The organism is Pseudomonas sp. NPDC087342 (genome assembly GCF_044744265.1).
In the GTDB taxonomy this organism is placed as follows: domain Bacteria; phylum Pseudomonadota; class Gammaproteobacteria; order Pseudomonadales; family Pseudomonadaceae; genus Aquipseudomonas; species Aquipseudomonas nunensis.
Map to the genome: position 1 here is coordinate 4727 of NZ_JBIUXZ010000029.1, position 22008 is coordinate 26734.

The following is a 22008-nucleotide window of genomic DNA, read 5'->3' on the forward strand; positions in this document are numbered from 1 at the left end:
GTGGCGCTCAAAGAACAAAGGAGACTCCTCTCAGGCGTTTCCTGGCTCAGCGTCGCCTGCTTCGGATTCGGTTGCGCTAGGCAGACGAATTGGACGAACCGGCACCACTGTAGAGATAGCGTGTTTGTAAACCATCTGGCTAACGGTGTTTTTCAGCAGGATAACGAACTGGTCGAAAGACTCGATCGTGCCTTGCAGTTTGATCCCGTTGACCAGGTAGATGGAAACCCCAACTTTCTCTTTACGTAAAGTATTCAAGTAAGGGTCTTGTAGCGAATGCCCTTTTGACATGTGCCGCACTCCTTTAAGGATTCAATAATAAAAAATAGGTAATTCAGATGGCTCTGGCCGTCACACCCCCAAGGATAGACGGCAATTGCAAGGACTCAGCTCAATATGGAGATGGTCCCGAGGTATTTCAAGGCGCGCGGCAGATTGTCGCAATCGAGGCTGTCCAGCCAGTGTAAATCAGCCCAACTGCGTAGCCAGGTGAACTGGCGCTTTGCCAATTGGCGCGTGGCTATGATTCCACGTTCCTGCATCTCGGCTTGCGTCAGCTTGCCATCCAGGTAATCCCAGACTTGTCGGTACCCAACAGCGCGTATGGATGGCAACCCGGCATGCAGGTCACTTCTCTTACGCAGGGCTACGACCTCGTCGATGAATCCCTGTTCCAACATAATTGTGAATCTTTGTTTAATGCGCTCGTGCAGTACCTGGCGATTTGCCGGAGCGATGGCCAAGTTCGCGACAGTATAGGGCAATTGTTGCAGTCCCGAAGCGGCTGCTTCAGTACTTTGCGCAGATTGTCTGAGCCGCAGCTCGGTCATGCTCTGACCGCTCACACGGTAAACTTCCAGCGCACGACTCAGACGTTGCGGATCGTTCGGGTGAATTCGCGCTGCCGACACCGGATCAATCACCGCCAACTGGTCGTGCAGGGCTTGCCAGCCAAGGCGTTCAGCCTCTTCTTCGATTTGCGCGCGAACCTCGGGATCGGCCGCCGGCATTTCAGCCAGTCCTTCGACCAAAGCCTTGTAGTAGAGCATCGTGCCGCCTACAAGCAGCGGGATTTTTCCACGCGAAGTGATCTCCGCCATCGCCTCAAGGGCATCACGACGAAAATCCGCCGCCGAATAGCTCTCCGCCGGGTCGAGAATATCGATCAAGCGGTGTGGGAATTCGGCCAAAATCTCTTTTGAAGGCTTGGCGGTGCCGATGTCCATGCCACGGTAGACCAGCGCCGAATCGACACTGATCAGCTCGCACGGCAGGACTTTGGTCAGCTCGATGGCCAGGTCGGTCTTGCCCGCAGCGGTCGGGCCCATCAGGAAAATCGCTGGAGGGAGCTGGCTCATCAACGACCGCGCAAGAACAGTTTGTCCAGATCGTCCAGGCCCAATTGGGTCCAGGTCGGTCGGCCATGGTTGCATTGACCGCTGCGTTCGGTGTTTTCCATGTCCCGCAGCAGACCGTTCATTTCCGGCAGCGCCAGGCGCCGATTAGCCCGGATCGCGCCGTGACAGGCCATGGTGCCGAGCAATTCGTTCAGGTGCGCCTGAATCCGGTCACTTGTGCCGTATTCCATCAGGTCCGCCAGTACGTCGCTGACCAGGCGATTGGCTTCCGCCTGCTTGAGCAGCGCCGGAATCTGCCGGATCGCCAGGGTTTCCGGGCCCAGGCGTTGCAATTCAAAGCCCAGGCGCTGGAACCATGCGACGTTTTCTTCGGCGCAATCGGCTTCGCGCTGGCTCACGGCCAGGGATTCCGGCACCAGCAGCGGCTGGCCACTCAGGCCTTCGCTGGCCATGGCGACTTTCAGGCGTTCATACATGATCCGCTCGTGAGCGGCATGCATGTCCACCAGCACCAGGCCTTGGGCGTTTTCCGAAAGGATATAAATGCCCTTGAGCTGCGCCAGCGCATAACCCAGCGGTGGAATATCGTCTTGACCGGCAGGCAACGCGACCGCATTGGCTTCGGGTAACGGCGCGAAAAACTCGCGGTACGCCGCCTGGGCTTCCGCCACCGGCACGCCGGATTGAGGCTTCGGCGTGTATTGATACTGATAACCGGCGCCAGCGCCCGAGCCCGCCGCCGTATTGAAGGTCGGTTGCCCTTGAGGCTGTTCCAGCAACGCATTGGCTGCCAGGCGCATTTCGCCCTGCGGCCCGAATTCGCCAGCATCAATGCCGGTAGGCCGAACAATGGCAGTCGCGACCGGCGCCGCCAGATGATCTTCCGGCCGCACATCGCCCAAGGCGCGGTGCAAAGTGCCGTAGAGGAAATCGTGAACCATGCGCCCGTCACGGAAACGCACCTCGTGCTTGGTCGGGTGCACGTTGACGTCGACGCCCGCCGGATCGACTTCGAAAAACAGCACGAACGTCGGGTGCCGGCCGTTGAACAGCACGTCGCGATAGGCCTGGCGCACCGCGTGGGCCACCAGTTTGTCGCGTACCGCACGACCATTCACGAAGAAATACTGCAAGTCCGCCTGGCTGCGGTTGAACGTCGGCAGCCCGACCCACCCCCACAAATGCAGGCCATTGCGCTCGATTTCGATCGGCAGCGCCTGCTCCAGGAAACCCGAGCCGCAGATCGCCGCCACACGCCGGGCGCGGGCCGCATCATCGTGGGCCTCGTGCAGGCTGAGGATGGTCTTGCCGTTGTGGCGCAAATGGAACGCCACGTCGAAACGCGCCAGAGCCAGGCGCTTGATCACTTCTTGCAGGTGATCGAATTCGGTTTTTTCAGTCTTGAGAAACTTGCGCCGGGCCGGGGTGTTGAAGAACAGGTCGCGCACCTCCACCGAGGTGCCCACCGGGTGAGCCGCCGGTTGGACGCGAGGCGCCATGTCCCGGCCTTCGGTTTCGACTTGCCAGGCCTGATCGGCATCCTTGGTGCGGGACGTCAACGTCAGGCGCGCCACGGAACTGATCGACGCCAGGGCTTCACCGCGAAACCCGAGGCTCATCACCTGTTCGAGGTCTTCGAGGTTACGAATCTTACTGGTGGCGTGTCGCGCCAAGGCCAGCGGCAAATCATCGGCAGAAATACCGCTGCCATCGTCACGCACCCGCAGCAACTTGACGCCGCCCTGTTCCACGTCGACATCAATACGCCGGGCACCGGAGTCGAGGCTGTTTTCCAGCAGCTCCTTGATCACCGAGGCCGGGCGTTCAACCACCTCACCGGCGGCAATCTGGTTCGCCAGTCGCGGGCTGAGCAGCTCGATGCGAGCAGTATTGGTCAGCGCCTGATTCATTCTTTGGCCGCCAGTTCAGTGCCGGGAATGGTCAGGGTCTGACCGATTTTCAGCTCGTCGCTTTTCAGGTTATTGGCGCTGCGCAGGGTCGCCGGGGACACCTGGTAACGCACGGCAATCATCGCCAGCGTCTCGCCCGGGCTCACGCGATGGTCACGCGGGCCCTGGACAATCTTGCCGGAATCACGCAGCCAGGCGATGTAAGTGCCCGGCGGCGGATTTTGCTGGAAGAACTGACGAACACCGGCGCTGATGGAACGCGCGAGCGCTTGCTGGTGGCTCGCCGCCGACAGTTTCGAGGCTTCGTTGGCGTTGGAGATGAAGCCGGTTTCGACCAGGATCGACGGAATATCCGGAGACTTCAACACCATGAACCCGGCCTGCTCCACCCGTTGTTTGTGCAACGGCGTGACGCGGCTGATGTTGCTCAAGACTTTTTGGCCAACGTTCAGGCTGGAGGTCAGGGAAGCAGTCATCGACAGGTCGAGCAGCACGCCGGCCAGCATGCGGTCCTTGTCGTCGAGGCTGACGCTGCCGGCACCACCGATCAAGTCGGAACGGTTTTCGCTGTCGGCCAACCAACGGGCAGTCTCGGAAGTAGCGCCGCGATCAGACAAGGCGAACACCGACGCACCGAAGGCAGCCGCTGACGGCGCGGCGTCGGCGTGGATCGAGACGAACAAGTCGGCGCCTTTCTTGCGCGCGATCTCGGTACGGCCACGCAGCGGAATGAAGTAGTCGCCGGTGCGGGTCAGTTCGGCGCGGAAGCCTTTCATGCCGTTGACCTGGCGCTGCAGCTCACGGGCGATGGCCAATACCACGTCTTTCTCATGCTGACCGCGCGAGCCCGAGGCACCCGGGTCTTCGCCGCCGTGACCGGCATCGATCACCACAATAATGTCGCGCTTGCCGGCCGGAGCGGGCGGCAGTTTCACTGGAGGATCGATTGGAGTGACCGGCACCGGGGCCACAGTGGCTACGTTGGTCGGCGGCGGGATCGGCGCGGCGGCGTCGGCGCTGTCGAACAGATCGACCACCAGGCGATTGCCGTACTGGGCGTTCGGCGCCAGGCTGAAGCTTTTCGGCGTGACGGCTTTTTTCAGGTCGATGACCACCCGCAGGTCGGTCGGCGTGCGTTGGGCCGAACGCATCGCGGTAATCGGCGTGTTGGACGTGTTGACGTTCAGCGGCGCACCGAGGGTCGCACCATTGATGTCGATAACCAGCCGATCCGGCGAGGTCAGGGTGAAGACACTGTGCTGCACCGGCCCCGTGAGGTCGAACACCAGTCGTGTGTTATCCGGAGCTCGCCACAGGCGAACGCTGTTGACCTTCGATTCGGCCACAGCGTCGACGGTCACCGCCAAAAACAACAATCCTACGGCAGCTACCATCGCGCGAAAGCGCATACCTGACCCCATCATTTAATTGGATTCCAATGCCAAAGCGGCACACCACGACTCGCCACGCGAGCCCTGGGACAAAATATTCAGCGAACGTCCGCTGTCTTGCGGGCTAATGGTAATGGTCAGGTCGGGCTTTGGCAAAAAGCCTGCACCCTTCTGGGGCCATTCGATCAAACACAAAGCATCGTCGTCGAAGTAATCGCGGATGCCGAGGTACTCCAGCTCTTCCGGATCGACCAGTCGATAAAGGTCAAAGTGGAAGGCTCGGATGTCGCCGATCTCGTAGGGCTCGACCAAAGTGAAGGTCGGACTTTTTACCGCCCCCACATGCCCCAAGCCACGGATGATGCCCCGGGACAGCGTGGTTTTACCTGCCCCCAGATCGCCTTCGAGAAAAATCAGACCGTGCCCTTGGGTGGTTTGCGCTATGCGAGCACCGAACGCGGTCATCGCCTCTTCATCAGCCAGGTACAGGGTTACTTCAGACACGGTGCTTGCTCCTCCAACAACTGACGAATGGCTGGAATCAGATCACTGGCCGCCAGCCCACGGCCCGATTTACCTTGTTGCGCGCCGGCATTGGCATGCAGCCAGACCGCCAGGCACGCCGCGTCGAACGCTTGCATGCGTTGGGCGAGCAAGGCACCGACCAAACCGGCCAGCACATCACCCAAACCCGCAGTAGCCATCGCCGGATGGCCCTGATGACACACCGCCAGACGCCCATCAGGGCTGGCGATCAGGCTACCGGCGCCTTTCAGAATCACTACAGCTGTATATTTTTTGCTCAACGCGTGAGCGGCGGCGGGACGATCGGCCTGCACTTCGGCGGTGCTTATCCCCAGCAATCGCGCTGCTTCGCCGGGATGCGGGGTGATGATGCAATCGGCGGGCAGCTTCACCTGCTCTGCGGCCAACAGATTCAACGCATCGGCGTCCCAGACCTGCGGCAGCGGCGCGTTGGCAGCGGCGGACAACAAACTGCGTCCCCATGCGGCCTGACCGAGGCCTGGACCGACCACCAGCACCGAAACCTTTTCCAGCAAGCCCATCAGTTGATTGGCCGACGACGTGCCGAGCACCATGGCTTCGGGGATTCTGGCCAGCGCGGCCGGCACGTGTTCGCTACGCGTGGCCACGGACACCATGCCGGCGCCACTGCGCAGCGCACTTTGTGTGCTCAGCAGGATTGCACCACCGAAACCACGATCACCGCCGATCAGCAGGACGTGGCCGAATTGACCTTTATGTGAAGTTGGCGGCCGAGACGCCAGTCGCGGCAGGTTACCGGTAGTCAGGCGACGAGCACTGATGACAGCATTGTTGAACGCTTCGGGATCGGCTTGCAGGTCATTGAAGACCAACTCGCCCACCACGTCCGCCGCTTCGCCCATGAACAGACCCAGCTTCAAACCAATAAAGGTCACGGTCAGGTCCGCCCGAACCGCCGCGCCGAGCAGACGACCAGTATCGGCGCACAGCCCCGAGGGAATATCCACCGCCGCCACCGGCAAGCCACTGGCATTGAGCGCCGCGATGACGCTGGCATAAGGCTCTCGCACCTCGCCCGTCAAACCGGTGCCGAGCAAGGCATCGAGCACGATACCGCGCAACTCGGAATGGGCGTTCCAGGCTTGAATCGCTACGCCTTCGGACACGGCTTCGGCGTGAGCCGATACCGCGTCACCCTGCAAACGCTGGGGATCACCGGCGGCCAACACCCGCACATGCCAACCGGCACGCCGCGCCAGCACCGCCACCAGATAGCCATCGCCAGCGTTGTTGCCGTGACCGGCCAGCACCGTCAATTCGTTGGCCGTCGGCCACTGCCGGACCAGCGCACGCCAGGTCGCCCGCGCCGCACGATGCATCAATTCGAAGCCCGGCGTGCCGGCCGCGATCAGGCTCGCATCGAGCCCTCGCACTTGCGCGGCGCTGTACAGCGCGTCGGGTAAATCATCTTTAGTGTGCGGCATGCGTCTTCGGGCTCCGATGTCTGGCAGAATTATACGCACCTCAGCTCCGGTTTCTCTCGTCTCATGCCCGCTATTACCACAGACCTGCCCGCCCTCGCCCAATCCATCAAGGACTGGGGCCGCGAGCTGGGCTTCCAGCAAGTCGGCATCAGCGGCCTGGACCTCGCCGAGCATGAGCAGCATCTGGAGCGCTGGCTCGCCGCCGGCTACCACGGTGAAATGGAATACATGGGTGCCCACGGCAGCAAACGCTCGCACCCTGAAGAGCTGGTGCCCGGCACTTTGCGTGTAGTGTCCCTGCGCATGGACTACCTGCCCGGCGACACGCAAATGGCGCAATTACTGGCCCAACCGGAAAAAGCCTACGTATCGCGCTATGCCTTGGGCCGCGATTACCACAAATTGATCCGTAAACGCGTGCAACAACTGGCAGATAAAATTCAGGCCGAGATCGGCCCCTTCGGTTTCCGCGCATTTGTCGACAGCGCCCCGGTACTGGAAAAAGCCATCGCCGAGAAGGCCGGTCTTGGCTGGATCGGCAAAAACACCTTGGTCTTGAATCGCAAGGCCGGCAGTTACTTCTTCCTCAGCGAACTGTTTGTCGATCTGCCGCTGCCGGAAGACCCGCCCCACTCCACCGAACATTGCGGTCGCTGCACCGCGTGCCTGGACATCTGTCCGACCAACGCCTTCGTTGGTCCTTACGTGCTGGACGCCAGGCGCTGCATTTCCTACCTGACCATCGAACTGAAAAGCGCGATCCCCGAAGACTTGCGGCCACTGATCGGCAATCGGGTGTTTGGTTGCGATGACTGCCAGATCGTCTGCCCGTGGAACCGCTTTGCCCGTCCGTCGGGCGAAAGCGACTTCAAGCCACGGCACAATCTGGACAACGCTGAGCTGGCCGAGCTGTTCATGTGGGATGAGGACAAGTTTCTCAGCAGCACCGAAGGTTCGCCGCTACGCCGGGCGGGTTATGAGCGCTGGTTGAGGAATCTGGCGGTGGGTTTGGGTAATGCACCGTCGAGCATTCCGGTACTGGAAGCGTTGAAGGCGCGGCGCGAGTATCCGTCGGAGTTGGTGCGTGAGCATGTTGAGTGGGCGCTGAAACAGCACGGTCTCATGTAGCAGCTGCCGAAGGCTGCGTTCGAGGCCGCAAGACTCGCGGTGCCCCCGAACATCTACGACTGCTTCGCAGCCGAACGCAGCCTCCGGCAGCTGCTACAGGGGTAATGTGTAAATCAGGCCTCGTCGTTGTAGACGAACTTCGGCATTTCCCAATGAAACCGGATCGCCAGCAACCGCAGCAAAAACCCGCCAAACAAGGTGATCAAGATCGCCTGCTCCCCCGGCAATTGCAGATAAATGCAGAGCATGTAGCACCACGCCGCCGCGAAGGAGACGCTGGCGTAGAGCTCGCGGCGGAAGATCAGCGGGATGTCGTTGCAGAAAATGTCCCGCAGGATGCCGCCGAACACCCCGGTGATCACGCCGCTGACCGACGCGACCAACATGCCGTGGCCCATTTCCAGGGCGGTCATGCAGCCGATCAACGTGAACGCCACCAGGCCGACGGCGTCGAGCACCAGGAACAGCGAGCGCAGGTGACGCATCCAGCGAGCAGTGAAGACCGTGAACATCGCCGCGACCGAGGTCAGCACCAGGTATTCCGGGTGTTTGACCCAGGTCAGCGGGTAGTGGCCGAGCAACACGTCACGCACCGAACCGCCACCCAGGGCCGTGACGCAGGCGATCAGCACCACGCCAAACCAGTCCATGCCACGCCGGCCAGCAGACAAGGCGCCGGTCATGGCTTCGGCGGTGATAGCGATCAGGTAGAGCATCAGCAACATGGCGGCGGTCCTGGCAGGAAGGCGCGCAGTCTAGCCATTTAGGGACGGCACCAAAAGAGGGCGAACAGATAACCTGTGGCGAGGGGGCTTGCCCCCGTTGGAGTGCGAAGCACTCCCTTGCATCCTGTCAGTCACACCGCTTACACAGGTTTCACGACTGCTGCGCAGCCGAACGGGGTGGTGCGGCATTCCGACAAGCCCCCTCGCCACAGAGTCACCACAGAATCAGAACTTGATGAAATGCTTGCGGTAGTGCTGCAACTCGGCAATCGATTCGCGGATATCGTCCAGCGCCAGGTGCGTGCTGCCCTTCTGGAAGCTGTCGCGCACGTCCGGCGCCCAGCGTGCGGCCAGCTCTTTGAGCGTCGACACGTCGAGGTTGCGGTAGTGGAAGTAGCTTTCCAGGGATTTCATGTGCGTATAAAGGAAGCGACGGTCCTGACAGATGCTGTTGCCACAGATCGGCGACTTGCCCTTCGGCACCCACTTTTCCAGGAAGGCGATGGTCTCGGCTTCAGCTTCGGCCATGCTGATGCGGCTGTCGCGCACCCGTTGGGTCAGGCCCGAACCGCCGTGTTGACGGGTGTTCCACTCGTCCATGCCAGCGAGAATCGCGTCGCTGTGGTGGATCGCGATCACCGGGCCTTCGGCCAAAGTGTTCAGATCACTGTCGGTGACAATGGTCGCCATCTCGATGATGACGTCGGTATCAGGGTTCAGACCGGTCATTTCCAAGTCGATCCAGATCAGATTCTGCGGGTTTTGCATGTGTCGGCTCCTAGGCAATGCTGCGCAGTTTAGCCTAGGGAAGTAGTCGGGCGTGCTAAACTCGCGGCCGTTTTACCTAATCGCTGCATTCTTGATACGGAACACCCATGGCCAAACGCCAACTCAATCGTCGTCAAAACTGGCGCATCGAAAAGATTCAGGGCGAACGCGCTGCCCGCGCCGCCAAACGCGAGTCCTCGGCTGTCGAGGCACTTGAGGGCGGCGACCTGGGTCCGGAGCAGACCGGCCTGGTGATCGCCCACTTCGGTGTGCAGGTCGAAGTCGAAGCCCTCGAAGGCGAACTGGCCGGCCAGGTGTTCCGCTGTCACTTGCGCGCCAACCTGCCGGCGCTGGTGACCGGCGATCAGGTCGTCTGGCGTGCCGGCAACCAGGGCATCGGTGTGATCGTGGCGCAACTGCCGCGCAAAACCGAACTCTGCCGCCCGGACAGCCGTGGCCAGCTCAAACCCGTAGCGGCCAACGTCGACATGATCGTCATCGTCTTCGCCCCGCTGCCCGAGCCCCACGCCAACCTGATCGACCGCTATCTGGTCGCTGCTGAGCACGCCGGGATTCGTCCGCTGCTGCTGCTCAACAAATTCGACCTGATCGACGAGCAGAACGCCCCGGCGCTGAATGCCCTGCTGGCGGTCTACCGCACGCTGGGTTACCCGGTGCTCGAAGTGTCGGCGCACCACGGCAACGGCATGGAGCAATTGCAGGAACAACTGGACGGGCGCATCAGCGTCTTCGTCGGCCAGTCTGGCGTCGGTAAATCCTCGCTGGTCAACAGCCTGCTGCCGGAAGTCGAAACCCGTGTCGGCCCGCTGTCCGAATTGTCCGGCCAGGGCACCCACACCACCACCACCGCGCGGCTGTTCCACTTCCCCGGCGGCGGCGAACTGATCGACTCCCCGGGTATCCGTGAATTCGGCTTGGGCCACGTCAGCCGTGCCGACGTCGAAGCCGGTTTCATCGAGTTCAACGACTTGATCGGCACCTGCCGCTTCCGCGACTGCAAACACGACCGTGAACCGGGTTGTGCCCTGCTCAAGGCGTTGGAAGACGGCCGCGTGCAACAGCAACGGATGAACAGCTATCGCTCGATCATCGCGAGCTTGCCGGAAACCAGCTACTAAACAGACACGATCGCAGCCCTGACCCTTGTCGGGCTGCCGCTCGTTCGCTTTCTCCTACACAAGCCCCTTCAAAATTAAACGTCAGATTGCTCTGTAAGGCATTTGCACGCCAGCTCGTAGGACATGTCTCTTTAACGTCCAAGGCCTTGTTACGGCCACTCAAGTCTCTACATTCAAGCCCTCATCGCACGTTGGCGATACCGAGGGACACCCATGCAAACCTATCATTTGTTCATCAGTCATTCGTGGAACTACTCCGACACACACGACAATCTGGTGCGTCTGCTGAATGCGCACCCGACGTTCACCTTCAAGAACTTTTCGGTACCACCCGAGAACCCGATTATTGGTGCAAAAACCGACAAGCAACTGATCGAAGCCATCGAAAACAAGATCCGCCCGTGCTCGGCGGTGCTAATCATGGCTGGCATGTATTCCACCTACAGCAAGTGGATCAACAAGGAGATCGAGATCGCCAAGCGCATGGGCAAGGTGATCATCGCCATCAAACCGTTCGGCGCCGAGCGTATTTCAACGGTAGTACGTGACGCGGCACACGCTGAATGCGCATGGAACACCAACAGCATCGTCAACACGATTCGCTTGCATACGGCGGTGTGAACATGCGCAAGGGATTGTTTATTGGCATCAACCACTACCAGCATGTTTCACCGCTAAGCGGTTGCAACAACGACGCCATGGCCATGGCTTCGGTATTGGAACGTCACGCCAGTGGACGGCCCAACTTCAGCAGCAAAGTCCTGACTTCAGCCGAGGATGACCTTTCACTGACGGCCATGAAACAGCATATCCAAAGCCTTTTTTCCGGCGATTGTGATGTGGCACTCCTGTATTTCGCTGGCCACGGTCAATTCGATACCAGCATCGACGAAGGGCTATTGATCCCTCAGGACTTTGCACCGGGCGGTGATGGCATTCGCATCAGCGACATATTGAACTGGGCGGACAACGCCCCGCAGATCAAGAACAAAATCATCATCCTCGACTGCTGTCAGGCCGGCGCAGCCGCAGCGATGCGCGGGTTGCGCGGTGGCAACAGCGTGGTCGGCGAAGGCATGACCATCCTGACCGCCTGCAAGAAGGATCAGTCGGCGCTGGAAAGCCGAGGCCACGGTGTATTCACCGACCTGCTGTTACAGGCTTTGCACGGCGGCGCAGCCAATGTGCTGGGCAAGGTGACGCCGGGCAGTGTGTATTCGTTTGTCGACAACGCGCTCGGCGCCTGGGAACAACGGCCCGTGTTCAAGACAAACGTCTCGCAATTCGTCCCGTTGCGCGAAGTCGCGCCGCTGATTGCCGAGGAGACATTGCGCAAGTTGAAAGACTGGTTCCCGGAGCCGAGTTATGTCTTCCCGCTGGATCCCAGCTACGAACCCACCGAAGCAGCGTTCGACCCGGATAATGGCGAGATCTTCAAACAACTGCAGAAGTGTAACCGCCACAGCCTGATCGAACCCGTGGACGCCGAGCACATGTATTACGCCGCGCTGCACGCCACGGGCTGCCGCCTGACAGCGCTCGGCGCCTATTACCGTGAACTTGCGATCAAGGGACATTTCTGATGCCAGTGTTTATCAGCTACCGCCATGTGGATCGGCCACAAGCCATCGCTATCAATAACCGATTGATACAGGCCAACATCAAAACCTATCTGGACGTGCTCGATCCTGAGTCGCAGACCACCGACGACATCACCGGGGTCATCACGCGCAACATCAGTGACTGCACGCACCTGCTGGCGGTAGTGTCCGAGAGCACCGCGCTGTCGTGGTGGGTGCCGTTCGAAATCGGCGAAGCCACCATCAGCAATCGGCGAATCTGCTCGTTCAAGACCGGCCCGGCGGAGTTGCCGTTGTATCTGGATAAATGGCCGAAGCTGACCAGCGAAAAGGACATTGAATTTTTTATTGATGCCTACCGCGACGAGGTGATGTCCAAACGTTCGATGATGCTGGACTCGATCAGCGAGTCACTGCGCAGCACCTACAAGAAAAACGCAGATATCTTTCACGACCAGCTGAAAAACCGGGTTCGAAGAGGTTTTTGACACGCATAAAGTGACTCGCTGTAAGAGCGGAACCCAAAGCAGCCGTTACCGCAGAAACGGATATGCATACCCTCCAAAAACAGACCGACTCGAAGGCCGCCATCGCGAGCAAGCTCGCTCCCACAATTTGATCGGTGTACATCTGCAAGAGACAGGTCGGCTATCAGGCCGCCTTCGCGAGCAAGCCCGCTCCCACAATTGATCGGTGTACATCTGCAAAAGGTGGTTTGACTACCAAGCCGTCTTCGCGGGCAAGCCTCGCTCCTACAGGGACCGTGTCCGCGCTAAAAATGAATCAGGAGAACGCGTGCGCCCTAGTCAGGTCGGCTATCAGGCCGCCTCGCGGCGCTGTTGCGGTGCACGCCCCCTCGAGAGGCCGAGTGGAGGTTCTGCGCAGTGGGCAACCCGGCATGGATGCCGGGTTAGCCGCCCCCGGCCATGGATGGCCGATGGCGGCGGGCCCACGGAGCAGGACCGGAGCGAGGGCATGCCGAGCCTGGGCGAGGCTCCGAACGAAAGGGGCAAAAGCGCTTTGGTTACTTTGGCGCTCTTCCAAAGTGACCCGCTGTAAGAGCGGAACCCTAAGCAGCCGTTACCGCAGAAACGGATGTGCACACCCTCCAAAAATAGACCGACTCGAAGGCCGCCATCGCGAGCAAGCTCGCTCCCACAATTGATCGATGTACATATGCAAAAGGTGGGTCGGCTATCAGGCCGACTTCGCGGGCAAGCCTCGCTCCTACAGGGGGCGAGCCCCCGCTGAAATGAAAGCCGCACAAAAAAGCCGACATCTCTGTCGGCTTGATTGTTGAGTCAGGACACCGCGGCCGGTGGTTTTGGTGCAACAACCTTCGGCTCAGGCTTCTGAAACGGATAAAGATGCTGACGCACAATCCCGCCCGGCAAGTCCTTGCCAAACACCCCGTAACGCACCGGCCACTCTTTCGGCGGCAGCTTGAAAGTGCCAAACAGCATGTCCACCAATGGCGTGTGGATCGCGTAGTTCTTGTAGATGTAATCCTTGTGCCGTGCGTGGTGCCAATGGTGATAACGCGGCAGGACCATCAGATAATTCAGCCAGCCGCCGTTGATGCGCACATTGGCGTGGGCCAGCACCGCCTGGACGCCGACCAGAATCACGTAGGCGTTCAACGCCTGCGGCGCGAAACCCAGCAGCATCAACGGCACCAGCACGCCGGTGCGGGTCAGCAGAATCTCGACGAAGTGAACACGCGAACCCGCGAGCCAGTCCATGTGCGTGCTCGAGTGATGCACGGCGTGGATACGCCACAGCCACGGCACCACATGATAGAGGCGATGCAGCCAGTACTGACCGAGGTCGGCCACCAACACCGCGAGGAAGAACTGTACGACAATTGGGAAGCTCTGGACGCTGGCCTGCAAGCCCGGCGACATCGCCCAACCTGCGACATAGCTCGACGACGCGGTGATGAAAATCAGGATGAATTGCACCAGCATATGACTGACGAAAAAGTAGGTCAGGTCGGTTCGCCAGTGCGGGCGCAGGATGTTTTGCTCAGGGTCCTTGGAATAGAGTTTTTCCAGAGGGATGAAGACGATGGCCGATACCAGCAGCGCCAGGACGAACCAGTCCAGCCCCAGCGAGTAAGGCGTCTGCCCGATCGAGCTTATCTGCACATTGGTACCACCGAGAAACACTGCCAGCCCTGAAGCAACAAGCCCCGTGATCCCCAAGCGCTTGCGCTTGTTGAGCAGGATATTCAGGGTGCCGAGGCTGAACGACAGCACCAGCCCGAGCAGCAGCGTAGTGCGCGCAAATTGCTCGTCGTAGACCTTGCGCAGTTCGGCGGTGGTCAGCCATTCGGGAAAGAGGAAACAGAGAACGGCTAGCAGGCTCAACAACCCGAGCGTGGCCGAGATGTAGCCACTGACTCGACCTTCACCAAACTTGAAGGGTGCGTTGCCGTGCCGCTGAAAATAGGACTTGAGTCTTTCCATAACTGATCTTCCATGATTCCAAAAAACTGAGCCGAGTCATCGCGACGCAGTAGTGACGCAGCCAGAAACAAAAAAGCCACGATCACCGTGGCTTTTTTGCGGGTTATTGCTTGGGCGGTTCAGCCGGTTTAGCGGCATCACCCGGTTTCGGCGCCGCATCCTCAAACAGATTCAACCGCTCACGCAGCTCATGCGCCGGCACCGGTTGCTTGTCCGCAGGCAAAGCATTCGGATCGACCGGTGTCGCCGGCGCATTTGGCGCTTCACCCGGCGCACCCTGCCCCGGCGTGGTCGTTGGATCAGCCCCTTGCGCCCCTTCGATGGCCGCTTGAGCCTTCTTGGTCAGCACAACGATGTCGATACGGCGGTTGACCGGGTTGAACGGATGCTCCCGATCAAACAACGCCGACGAGGCATAACCCACGACCCGCGCCACTTGCGATTCCGGGTAGCTGCCGGCGACCAATGCACGGCGAGCAGCGTTGGCACGGTTGGCCGACAACTCCCAGTTACCGAAATCACCAGTGCCGGTGTACGGCTTGGCGTCGGTGTGACCGCTGATGCTGATCTTGTTCGGCACCGCTTTAATGGTGTCGGCCATGGCCAACAAAATGTCTTCGAAGTAAGGCTTCAAACGCGCCGAACCCGAATCGAACATCGGCCGGTTATCCGCGTCCATGATTTGGATGCGCAAGCCGTTAGGAGTGATCTCGAACAGGATCTGGTCCTTGAACTTCTGCAGCTGCGGGTTCTCTTCAACCTTGTTTTGCAGTTCTTGCAGCAGCAGTTCCAGGCGTTCTTTCTCGACCTGTTCGGCCATGCCTTCGACCTGCTCGGTATCGACAGTCACCTTGTCCGGCTGCGGTTGGGATTTCACCTCAGGGTTGAGGGTGTTCTCCGGCGCCAGGGTCGGCGTGCCGCCCAGATCGATGATGTACGGCGTGCCGCTTTCGGAGAAGCCGACCGGGTCTTTGAAGTAACCGGCGATGGCGATCTTCTGTTCCGGCGTGGCGGTGGACAGCAGCCACAACACCAGGAAGAACGCCATCATCGCCGTCGCGAAGTCAGCGAAGGCGATTTTCCAGGCGCCCCCGTGATGCCCGCCCGCGATTCGCTTGACGCGCTTGATAATAATCGGCTGATTATTTTCCATAACTTAACGACCGCGAACCGCTTGTTCCAGCTCAGCGAAGCTAGGACGGTGCGCCGGGTACAGAACCTTGCGACCGAACTCCACCGCCAGCGATGGCGGCATGCCGGAAGCCGAGGCCACCAGCGAGGCCTTGATGGCTTCGTAGACGTTCAGTTCTTCCTTGGCATCGTGGGCCAGGGAATGCGCCAGCGGGCCAAAGAAACCGTACGCCGCGAGAATACCGAAGAAGGTACCTACCAGTGCCGCACCAACGTGCAGGCCGATGGACTTCTGGTCGCCTTCGCCCAGGGAAGCCATGGTCACCACGATACCGAGTACCGCCGCGACGATACCGAAACCCGGCATGGCGTCGGCGATGCCGTTCACCGCGTGGGACGGGTGCTCCAGGTCTTCCTTGAGGCTGTAGAGCTCCATGTCGAACAAGCCTTCCAGCTCATGCGGAGCCATGTTGCCGGAGGACATGATGCGCAGGTAATCGCAGATGAACGCGGTCATGCGCTCGTCTTTCAACACCGCTGGGTACTTTGCGAAAATCGGGCTCGCGGAGGCATCTTCGATGTCGCCTTCGATGGCCATCATGCCTTCGCGGCGGCTCTTGTTGAGGATCTCGTAGATCAGGCCCAGCACTTCAAGGTAGAAGGTGTGGGTGAAGCGCGAACTGAACATGCTCAAGGATTTCTTGAGCACGTGCATGGTCATGTAACCGGGGTTGGCCTGCAGGAATGCACCGAGAGCCGCACCACCGATAATCATCACCTCGAAAGGCTGAATCAGGGCGGCAATTTTGCCATGGGAGAGCACGTATCCGCCGAGCACGCTCGCGAATACGACGATGATGCCGATTAATTTAGCCATAGGTAGGAGAGCACTTACTGAGTCGGGTTCAAGGTCATATTCGGAAGTTAAAAAATCTCTTCTTCTACTTATCGGCAAAACTGCGCCAGACTATAGCCAGTTCAGGCGAAAAGCCAATTTAGCCCGCGCCGGGCGTGTTTACAGCCAATGATGATCCCGTCCAGCCATGGCTAATGAAACGAACGTTCCACCTCTAAAACCGACCACTCTTGAAGGCTGGGTCAAGCTTCTCGATGGCGTGCGCCTGCCGGTTCCGCAAGAGAGTCATGACCGTGTCTGCAAAGCCATTCGCAATAACCGCAGCTCGCTGCGCGACATTGCCGAATTGATGCAGGAAAGCCCGGCCCTGGCCTTGAGCGTGATTCGCGAAGCCAACCGCCACACCCATGGCAGCATGACCGAGCCGGCGGAAAACCTTGATGTGGCGCTCAATCGCCTCGGGTTGAAACGTACCGAAGAATTGCTCGCGCGCCTGCCCGCCGAACCACAATCCGAGATCCCGAAAGCGCTGCGCCAGCTGCAATTGATCAGCCAGCACGCGACGCAACAGGCCAACGGTTTCTTCGCCAATCGCCTGGCGCGACTGTGGCAGGACATTCACTGGGGCAGCCTGCTGTTTCTCTCGCCGCTGTGGCCGATGGCACTGACCCATCCGCACTTGCTCGAAGAATGGGAACTGCGGGTCATTCATAAAGGCGAGTCGGCGCGCAAAGTCGAAAAACAGTTGTTCGGCGTGCGCCTGCTGGAAATATGCCTGGCGCTGGTGGACATCTGGCGCTTGCCGATCTGGGTGCAGCAGGGTTATCGCCTGCTATTGAACGAGCAACGAGAGCTGGTGAAGGTCCTGCGTATTGCCCGAGACAGCGATCATCCGCTGCGCCAGCAAAACCGCCTCGATGACGATCCGACTTTGCGCCGCTGGCTCAACCAACCGGCTAACACCGTGCTGCTGGCCAACGGCCTGGCGCTGTCGGCGCAACAGGCCTGGGACTGTCCGCACAGTGAACGCTGGCAGTACCTGACCAGCCTTTATCTGCAAATCCCGATGGATGAAGTGCAACAACAGTTGCACCAACAGGCGGCCAATAGCGCCCGTCAACATGCGATGCCGGACCTCTGGCACCCGGCGGTCTCGCTGCTTTGGCCGTGGGGCATGAACCGGGTCCACGCCGGTCTGCTGCCCGCCCCGGCGCCAACCACTGAAGACCTGAGCAACTGGCGCAAACAATGCGCAGCGCTGCTGGTGGAGCCGAGTCGTTTCACCAACGCGATGCACCTGACCACCTCGGCACGCGATGCCCTGGTTGCCTGCGGCATGCGTCGGGTAATGATCCTGATGGCCGACCGCACCCACGCCAATCTGCGGGTGCACCAGACCGCCGGAGTGCCGAAAGAAGCCGCCGGCCTGAATTTTGTAGTGAGCCAGAGCAGCGTGTTGCAACGTCTGCTCTCGCAACAGGCTCAGGTGCGCATTACGCCGGCCAATAATGCCCAGTTTTCCGCGCTGCTGCCTGCCAGCCTGCGCGCGCAGTTTGGTGGCGAACACCTGCTGCTGCGCTCATTGGTCAACAATGGCCGGGTGATCATGGTCGTGGTGGCGGACCAGGGCGGCGGGCCGTTCTCGGAAATCACCGTGCAAGCCTTTGGCAAAACCGCGCAGTGCATCGAAAAGGCCCTGCATAGCTTTAGCACCCGCGGCCAATAAGGCTGCGCTACAATCCTCCCCTTTGTGCTCTGGAGACCTCACATGTCTGACTTCTCTGGCTTGCCGCTGGTGATCGAGCCGAGCGACTTGCTCCCGCGTCTCGACGCCCGCGAACTGATTCTGGTGGACCTGACCAGCAGCGCCCGCTATGCCGAAGGGCATCTGCCCGGTGCGCGTTTTGTCGATCCGAAACGCACGCAACTCGGCCAGGCGCCAGCGCCGGGACTGATGCCGCCGCAAGCGGCACTTGAAGCGTTGTTCGGTGAACTGGGGCATAACACGGATGCGGTCTACGTGGTCTATGACGACGAAGGCGGCGGTTGGGCCGGGCGTTTTATCTGGCTGCTGGATGTCATCGGCCACAAAAAATACCACTACATTGACGGCGGTCTGCCAGCCTGGCTGGCGGAAGGCTTGCCGATGTCGATCCAGATCCCGGCCCCGGTCGGTGGCCCGGTTTCACTGACATTGCACGATGAACCCACCGCCACCCGCGAATACCTGCAAAGCCGTCTCGGTGCCGCCGACCTGGCAATCTGGGACGCCCGTGGACCGCTGGAGTACTCCGGCGAGAAAGTCCTGGCCGCCAAGGCCGGGCACATCCCCGGTGCCGTGAATTTCGAATGGACCGCCGGCATGGATCAGTCGCGCAACCTGCGCATCCGCACTGACATGCCGCAGATCCTCGACCAGCTCGGCATCACCAAAGACAAAGAAATCATCACCCACTGCCAGACTCACCACCGTTCTGGCTTCACTTATCTAGTGGCCAAGTCCCTCGGTTATCCGCGGGTCAAAGGCTACGCCGGCTCCTGGGGCGAATGGGGCAACCACCCCGACACCCCCGTAGAGATTTAAGGTTTTTAAGGACAGTTAATGAATAAGCGTTTGTTTATCCTCAGCCAATACCTGCTGCCCCATCACTTGCTCTCGCGACTGGCCGGCTGCATTGCCGAATGCCGCGTGCGCTGGTTCAAGAACGCCTTTACCGCGTGGTTCGCCAAGCGCTATCAGGTGGACATGTCCCAGGCGCTGGTCGAAGACCTGACTGCCTACGAGCATTTCAACGCGTTCTTCACCCGCGCTCTGAAAGATGGCGCGCGTCCTCTGGACGAAACCCCGGGCGCAATCCTCAGCCCGGCCGACGGTGCGGTCAGCCAACTCGGCCCGATCGAACACGGTCGCGTGTTCCAAGCCAAGGGCCACAGCTTCAGCGTGCTGGAATTACTGGGTGGCGATGCCGCGAATGCCGCGCCGTTCATGGGCGGTGACTTCGCGACGATCTACCTGTCGCCGAAGGACTACCACCGTGTGCACATGCCGCTGGCCGGCACCTTGCGCGAGATGGTCTACATCCCGGGCCGGATCTTCTCGGTCAACCAGACCACCGCCGAAAACGTCCCGGAACTGTTCGCTCGCAACGAACGTGTAGCGTGCATTTTCGACACCGAGCGCGGGCCGATGGCCGTGGTGCTGGTGGGCGCGATGATCGTGGCGTCGATTGAAACCGTGTGGGCCGGGCTGGTCACGCCGCCGAAACGCGAGCTGAAAACCTTCCGTTACGACGAAGCTGCACGTGCGCCGATCCACCTGGAGAAAGGCGCGGAACTGGGCCGCTTCAAATTGGGTTCGACCGCCGTCGTGCTGTTCGGGCCGGACCAGGTCAAATGGGTTGAAGGCCTGGGCGCAACCTCGCCGGTCCAAATGGGCCAAGCGTTGGGTTTGCCGAACGCTTGATTCCCTGAGCCGAACCCCACGGGGTTCGGTGCTTCCGGCCTCGTACCCTCTTCTGTAGGAGCACGGCTTGCCGGCGAAGGCGTCCTTGAGATCGCCTTCGCGGGCAAGCCTCGCTCCTACAGGGGTCAGATCAGCGAAAATACCTCTCACTGCCATAACTGCTACAGTCAGGTCATTCACTGCCCATTTCCCGGTTGGAGTTTTTCCACGGCATGAATGAGACCAGCCCCCCACTGTTGCTGCGCGCGCCGATCCCGGTTGGCTTGCGCCTGTCATTCTGCGAACCCACCCCGCGCGACCTCAAGCGCTGGATCGCCAACCTGCCCAAAGCCAATATCGGCGAAACCGCTCGCCAGTTGTATCAAGGCTTGAGCGAACTCAACCAACTGCTGACCCCCAGCGAGAATCGCCTGCAACTGCTCGAGCTGCTGCGGCCCGAGGTGTATTACGTCTGCAAGCACCTGGAGCGGCATTTCCTGCATCAGGCGATTGTCCTCGACGAACGTTCGCGCAAGATCGCCAACCTTTGCCAGGCGCTGCAAAGCCATTTGGCGATTGGCTATAAACAAATCGTTCTGCGCATCGCCCCACGCTTTACCAAGGATCGCGCGCCGCTGCTCACCCAAGCGTTGCAGCGGGCGATCCATTGCCTGAACGGCCCGTTGGTCCGCGCCACCCAGCTCTATTGCCCGGTGCCGGAAGGCGTGTGGCTGGAGCTGCATCAGCTGTATCGCATCGCCTGCGAACATCGGCTACAAAACCTCAGCGTGCGCGATCAACTGGCCAGCCAGACCCAAGACCTGAGCATCGAACAGACCTACGTCGCCGCGCTGCTGTTGGGCGCCTCCCGCTGCAATCAACTGCGCCAGAACCACATCGCCCGGCTCGCCGAAGTGCTGGAACCCTGGAGCAAATGGATCAAGTTGCAACCCGGCAAACCCGGCAATGAATTATTTGCCGTCGCGCCGGACATTGACACCGGGCCGCGCTATCGGTCCAAGTTCCGCGCTGAACAGCAGGCAACTCTGCTTGGGATCGATCCGCAACCGCTGGTGGCGGCGATCGAGGCTCGCTTGCTCAATCCGGACGACAACGCGTTGTCCATACCGGCCGGGCTGACCCTGGACACCTTGCAACACTTGCACGCGGCCTGGGGTCAGGCCGCCGAGCGCAGTTTCCAGCGCACTCCTGGCCAGGGCACCCTTACTCTGTGCGTGGGCATGAGCGCATTGCACTTTTATCTGGGTGGGCAGCGATCGTTCAGCGACATCCTGAAAAACCCCGCTGGACGACTGGCGCAGTTTTCTGCGATGTCCCCGGTCGGTGGCGGCAAAGACAATTGGAGCCAGGCCTTCGACGCCGCGCCCAATGGCACCAGCGACGCGCTGCTACCTTACGAAGAAATCGAATACCCGACCCTGCAGAACGATGACAGCCACGAGGCCGCCGACCGTAATCAGAGTTTCCCGACCTACGCCCTGCCGATCATCAATCACAGCCCTGGCGGCTATTGCCTGGCATGGCCCGGCGCCGTGCCCGCCGAGCTACAGGCTGGCGAAATGGTTGGCATCGAAGATGCGGCGGGCCAGGGCTGGAGCATCGCCGTGGTGCGCTGGATTCGTCAGGTGCGTGGCGGCGGAACGCAGATGGGGATCGAACAGGTTGCGCCATATGCCGAACCTTGCGGCTTGCAACTGGTGCGCACGCGGGACGATCACAGTCAGTATCTGCGCGGCTTGTTACTGCCGGCGATCAGCGCGATTGACTTGCCCGCCACCCTGCTCGCCCCGCGCCTGCCGTTCCAGGAGGGCAACAAGGTGCTGATCAACACCAATGGCCAGGAACGCCGCGCCGGGCTGGATCGACGGGTGTCGAGCACCAACAGCTTTAACCAGTTTGCTTACCGCTCACTGGAGGCGAGTAAAAACGAAAACGCCGCGGGAAGCGGCGTGATCGGGGCAGAAGAGGATTTTGATTCGTTGTGGAAGTCGTTGTGAGCCTTGCCAAAACATCTGTGGCGAGGGGGCTTGCCCCCGTTCGGCTGCGCAGCAGTCGTCAACCCGGATAACTCGGTGTGCCTGAAAGGATGCAGGGGGCCGC

General features: G+C 60.4%; 20 protein-coding genes. 9 read left to right on the forward strand and 11 right to left on the reverse strand.

The features are described 5' to 3' along the window. Positions 1-30: 30 nt before the first annotated feature. The 6 genes from hfq to ACIOYV_RS29920 form a co-directional block, all read right to left on the reverse strand. A complete protein-coding gene (hfq, locus tag ACIOYV_RS29895) occupies positions 31-291 on the reverse strand; it encodes an RNA chaperone Hfq (RefSeq protein ID WP_007902656.1) in 261 nt (86 codons plus the stop codon). Positions 292-386: 95 nt separating this feature from the next. Beyond that, positions 387-1358 carry a tRNA (adenosine(37)-N6)-dimethylallyltransferase MiaA gene (miaA, locus tag ACIOYV_RS29900; RefSeq protein ID WP_054053359.1) on the reverse strand — a complete coding sequence of 324 codons (972 nt, stop codon included), beginning with the start codon at positions 1356-1358 and terminating at the stop codon, positions 387-389. Next, positions 1358-3268, reverse strand: coding sequence for a DNA mismatch repair endonuclease MutL (mutL, locus tag ACIOYV_RS29905; RefSeq protein ID WP_054616398.1), 1911 nt, complete (start codon positions 3266-3268; stop codon positions 1358-1360). The genes miaA and mutL overlap by 1 nt, the downstream gene beginning before the upstream one ends. After that, positions 3265-4692 carry an N-acetylmuramoyl-L-alanine amidase gene (locus ACIOYV_RS29910; RefSeq protein WP_054053355.1) on the reverse strand — a complete coding sequence of 476 codons (1428 nt, stop codon included), beginning with the start codon at positions 4690-4692 and terminating at the stop codon, positions 3265-3267. Before ACIOYV_RS29910 ends, mutL begins: the two co-directional genes overlap by 4 nt. Continuing rightward, the gene (tsaE, locus tag ACIOYV_RS29915; protein WP_163908003.1) at positions 4693-5163 is read right to left on the reverse strand and encodes a tRNA (adenosine(37)-N6)-threonylcarbamoyltransferase complex ATPase subunit type 1 TsaE; all 471 of its coding nucleotides are present in this window, start codon (positions 5161-5163) and stop codon (positions 4693-4695) included. Further along, positions 5151-6650 carry an NAD(P)H-hydrate dehydratase gene (locus ACIOYV_RS29920; RefSeq protein WP_401329635.1) on the reverse strand — a complete coding sequence of 500 codons (1500 nt, stop codon included), beginning with the start codon at positions 6648-6650 and terminating at the stop codon, positions 5151-5153. The genes tsaE and ACIOYV_RS29920 overlap by 13 nt, the downstream gene beginning before the upstream one ends. A 63-nt stretch (positions 6651-6713) precedes the next feature. On the opposite strand from ACIOYV_RS29920, the gene queG reads away from it, so the two are divergent. Beyond that, positions 6714-7778, forward strand: coding sequence for a tRNA epoxyqueuosine(34) reductase QueG (gene queG, locus ACIOYV_RS29925; RefSeq protein ID WP_401329638.1), 1065 nt, complete (start codon positions 6714-6716; stop codon positions 7776-7778). Positions 7779-7891: 113 nt separating this feature from the next. On the opposite strand, the gene ACIOYV_RS29930 is transcribed toward queG, so the two are convergent. Both ACIOYV_RS29930 and orn read right to left on the reverse strand, forming a co-directional pair. Then, the gene (locus ACIOYV_RS29930) at positions 7892-8503 is read right to left on the reverse strand and encodes a trimeric intracellular cation channel family protein (protein WP_054053347.1); all 612 of its coding nucleotides are present in this window, start codon (positions 8501-8503) and stop codon (positions 7892-7894) included. A 225-nt stretch (positions 8504-8728) separates the two neighbouring features. Then, positions 8729-9271 (reverse strand): oligoribonuclease, encoded by a 543-nt coding sequence (gene orn, locus ACIOYV_RS29935; RefSeq protein WP_054053345.1) that lies wholly within the window; start codon positions 9269-9271, stop codon positions 8729-8731. 107 nt (positions 9272-9378) lie between these two features. Here orn and rsgA point away from each other — a divergent pair, with 107 nt between their 5' ends. From rsgA to ACIOYV_RS29955, 4 genes are all read left to right on the forward strand, one after another. Next, positions 9379-10410: a small ribosomal subunit biogenesis GTPase RsgA gene (gene rsgA / locus ACIOYV_RS29940; RefSeq protein WP_054053342.1), complete on the forward strand. Its 1032-nt coding sequence runs from the start codon at positions 9379-9381 to the stop codon at positions 10408-10410. Between the two features lie 213 nt (positions 10411-10623). Then, entirely contained in the window at positions 10624-11031 is a 408-nt protein-coding gene (locus ACIOYV_RS29945) for a TIR domain-containing protein (protein ID WP_401329643.1), read from the forward strand. Between the two features lie 2 nt (positions 11032-11033). Beyond that, positions 11034-11993, forward strand: coding sequence for a caspase domain-containing protein (locus ACIOYV_RS29950; RefSeq protein WP_401329646.1), 960 nt, complete (start codon positions 11034-11036; stop codon positions 11991-11993). Then, a complete protein-coding gene (locus ACIOYV_RS29955) occupies positions 11993-12478 on the forward strand; it encodes a toll/interleukin-1 receptor domain-containing protein (RefSeq protein ID WP_401329649.1) in 486 nt (161 codons plus the stop codon). The genes ACIOYV_RS29950 and ACIOYV_RS29955 overlap by 1 nt, the downstream gene beginning before the upstream one ends. Positions 12479-13291: 813 nt before the next feature. On the opposite strand, the gene ACIOYV_RS29960 is transcribed toward ACIOYV_RS29955, so the two are convergent. From ACIOYV_RS29960 to motA, 3 genes are all read right to left on the reverse strand, one after another. Next, positions 13292-14458 (reverse strand): sterol desaturase family protein, encoded by a 1167-nt coding sequence (locus ACIOYV_RS29960; protein WP_401329652.1) that lies wholly within the window; start codon positions 14456-14458, stop codon positions 13292-13294. Positions 14459-14561: 103 nt separating this feature from the next. Next, complete coding sequence (motB, locus tag ACIOYV_RS29965; RefSeq protein ID WP_401329655.1) at positions 14562-15611, reverse strand: flagellar motor protein MotB; 1050 nt, start codon at positions 15609-15611, stop codon at positions 14562-14564. A gap of 3 nt (positions 15612-15614) precedes the next feature. After that, positions 15615-16466, reverse strand: coding sequence for a flagellar motor stator protein MotA (motA, locus tag ACIOYV_RS29970; RefSeq protein WP_163907998.1), 852 nt, complete (start codon positions 16464-16466; stop codon positions 15615-15617). A gap of 166 nt (positions 16467-16632) precedes the next feature. Between motA and ACIOYV_RS29975 the strand changes: the two genes are divergently transcribed. The 4 genes from ACIOYV_RS29975 to ACIOYV_RS29990 all read left to right on the forward strand — a co-directional run bounded on the left by ACIOYV_RS29975 (position 16633) and on the right by ACIOYV_RS29990 (position 21905). Further along, positions 16633-18171 carry an HDOD domain-containing protein gene (locus ACIOYV_RS29975; protein WP_401329658.1) on the forward strand — a complete coding sequence of 513 codons (1539 nt, stop codon included), beginning with the start codon at positions 16633-16635 and terminating at the stop codon, positions 18169-18171. A gap of 42 nt (positions 18172-18213) precedes the next feature. Then, positions 18214-19029, forward strand: a complete 816-nt coding sequence (locus ACIOYV_RS29980; protein ID WP_401329660.1) for a rhodanese-like domain-containing protein — start codon at positions 18214-18216, stop codon at positions 19027-19029. 18 nt (positions 19030-19047) lie between these two features. Further along, a complete protein-coding gene (gene asd, locus ACIOYV_RS29985) occupies positions 19048-19908 on the forward strand; it encodes an archaetidylserine decarboxylase (RefSeq protein WP_054053334.1) in 861 nt (286 codons plus the stop codon). A gap of 212 nt (positions 19909-20120) precedes the next feature. Continuing rightward, a complete protein-coding gene (locus ACIOYV_RS29990) occupies positions 20121-21905 on the forward strand; it encodes a molecular chaperone (RefSeq protein WP_401329663.1) in 1785 nt (594 codons plus the stop codon). The last annotated feature ends 103 nt before the right edge of the window (positions 21906-22008 follow it).

What these genes read in the sequence shown, in the direction of transcription:
- hfq (WP_007902656.1), bottom strand. Translation starts at nt 291, where the DNA reads ATGTCAAAAGGGCATTCGCTACAAGACCCTTACTTGAATACTTTACGT.
- miaA (WP_054053359.1), bottom strand. Translation starts at nt 1,358, where the DNA reads ATGAGCCAGCTCCCTCCAGCGATTTTCCTGATGGGCCCGACCGCTGCG.
- mutL (WP_054616398.1), bottom strand. Translation starts at nt 3,268, where the DNA reads ATGAATCAGGCGCTGACCAATACTGCTCGCATCGAGCTGCTCAGCCCG.
- ACIOYV_RS29910 (WP_054053355.1), bottom strand. Translation starts at nt 4,692, where the DNA reads ATGATGGGGTCAGGTATGCGCTTTCGCGCGATGGTAGCTGCCGTAGGA.
- ACIOYV_RS29920 (WP_401329635.1), bottom strand. Translation starts at nt 6,650, where the DNA reads ATGCCGCACACTAAAGATGATTTACCCGACGCGCTGTACAGCGCCGCG.
- queG (WP_401329638.1), top strand. Translation starts at nt 6,714, where the DNA reads ATGCCCGCTATTACCACAGACCTGCCCGCCCTCGCCCAATCCATCAAG.
- ACIOYV_RS29930 (WP_054053347.1), bottom strand. Translation starts at nt 8,503, where the DNA reads ATGTTGCTGATGCTCTACCTGATCGCTATCACCGCCGAAGCCATGACC.
- orn (WP_054053345.1), bottom strand. Translation starts at nt 9,271, where the DNA reads ATGCAAAACCCGCAGAATCTGATCTGGATCGACTTGGAAATGACCGGT.
- rsgA (WP_054053342.1), top strand. Translation starts at nt 9,379, where the DNA reads ATGGCCAAACGCCAACTCAATCGTCGTCAAAACTGGCGCATCGAAAAG.
- ACIOYV_RS29945 (WP_401329643.1), top strand. Translation starts at nt 10,624, where the DNA reads ATGCAAACCTATCATTTGTTCATCAGTCATTCGTGGAACTACTCCGAC.
- ACIOYV_RS29950 (WP_401329646.1), top strand. Translation starts at nt 11,034, where the DNA reads ATGCGCAAGGGATTGTTTATTGGCATCAACCACTACCAGCATGTTTCA.
- ACIOYV_RS29955 (WP_401329649.1), top strand. Translation starts at nt 11,993, where the DNA reads ATGCCAGTGTTTATCAGCTACCGCCATGTGGATCGGCCACAAGCCATC.
- ACIOYV_RS29960 (WP_401329652.1), bottom strand. Translation starts at nt 14,458, where the DNA reads ATGGAAAGACTCAAGTCCTATTTTCAGCGGCACGGCAACGCACCCTTC.
- motB (WP_401329655.1), bottom strand. Translation starts at nt 15,611, where the DNA reads ATGGAAAATAATCAGCCGATTATTATCAAGCGCGTCAAGCGAATCGCG.
- motA (WP_163907998.1), bottom strand. Translation starts at nt 16,466, where the DNA reads ATGGCTAAATTAATCGGCATCATCGTCGTATTCGCGAGCGTGCTCGGC.
- ACIOYV_RS29975 (WP_401329658.1), top strand. Translation starts at nt 16,633, where the DNA reads ATGGCTAATGAAACGAACGTTCCACCTCTAAAACCGACCACTCTTGAA.
- ACIOYV_RS29980 (WP_401329660.1), top strand. Translation starts at nt 18,214, where the DNA reads ATGTCTGACTTCTCTGGCTTGCCGCTGGTGATCGAGCCGAGCGACTTG.
- asd (WP_054053334.1), top strand. Translation starts at nt 19,048, where the DNA reads ATGAATAAGCGTTTGTTTATCCTCAGCCAATACCTGCTGCCCCATCAC.
- ACIOYV_RS29990 (WP_401329663.1), top strand. Translation starts at nt 20,121, where the DNA reads ATGAATGAGACCAGCCCCCCACTGTTGCTGCGCGCGCCGATCCCGGTT.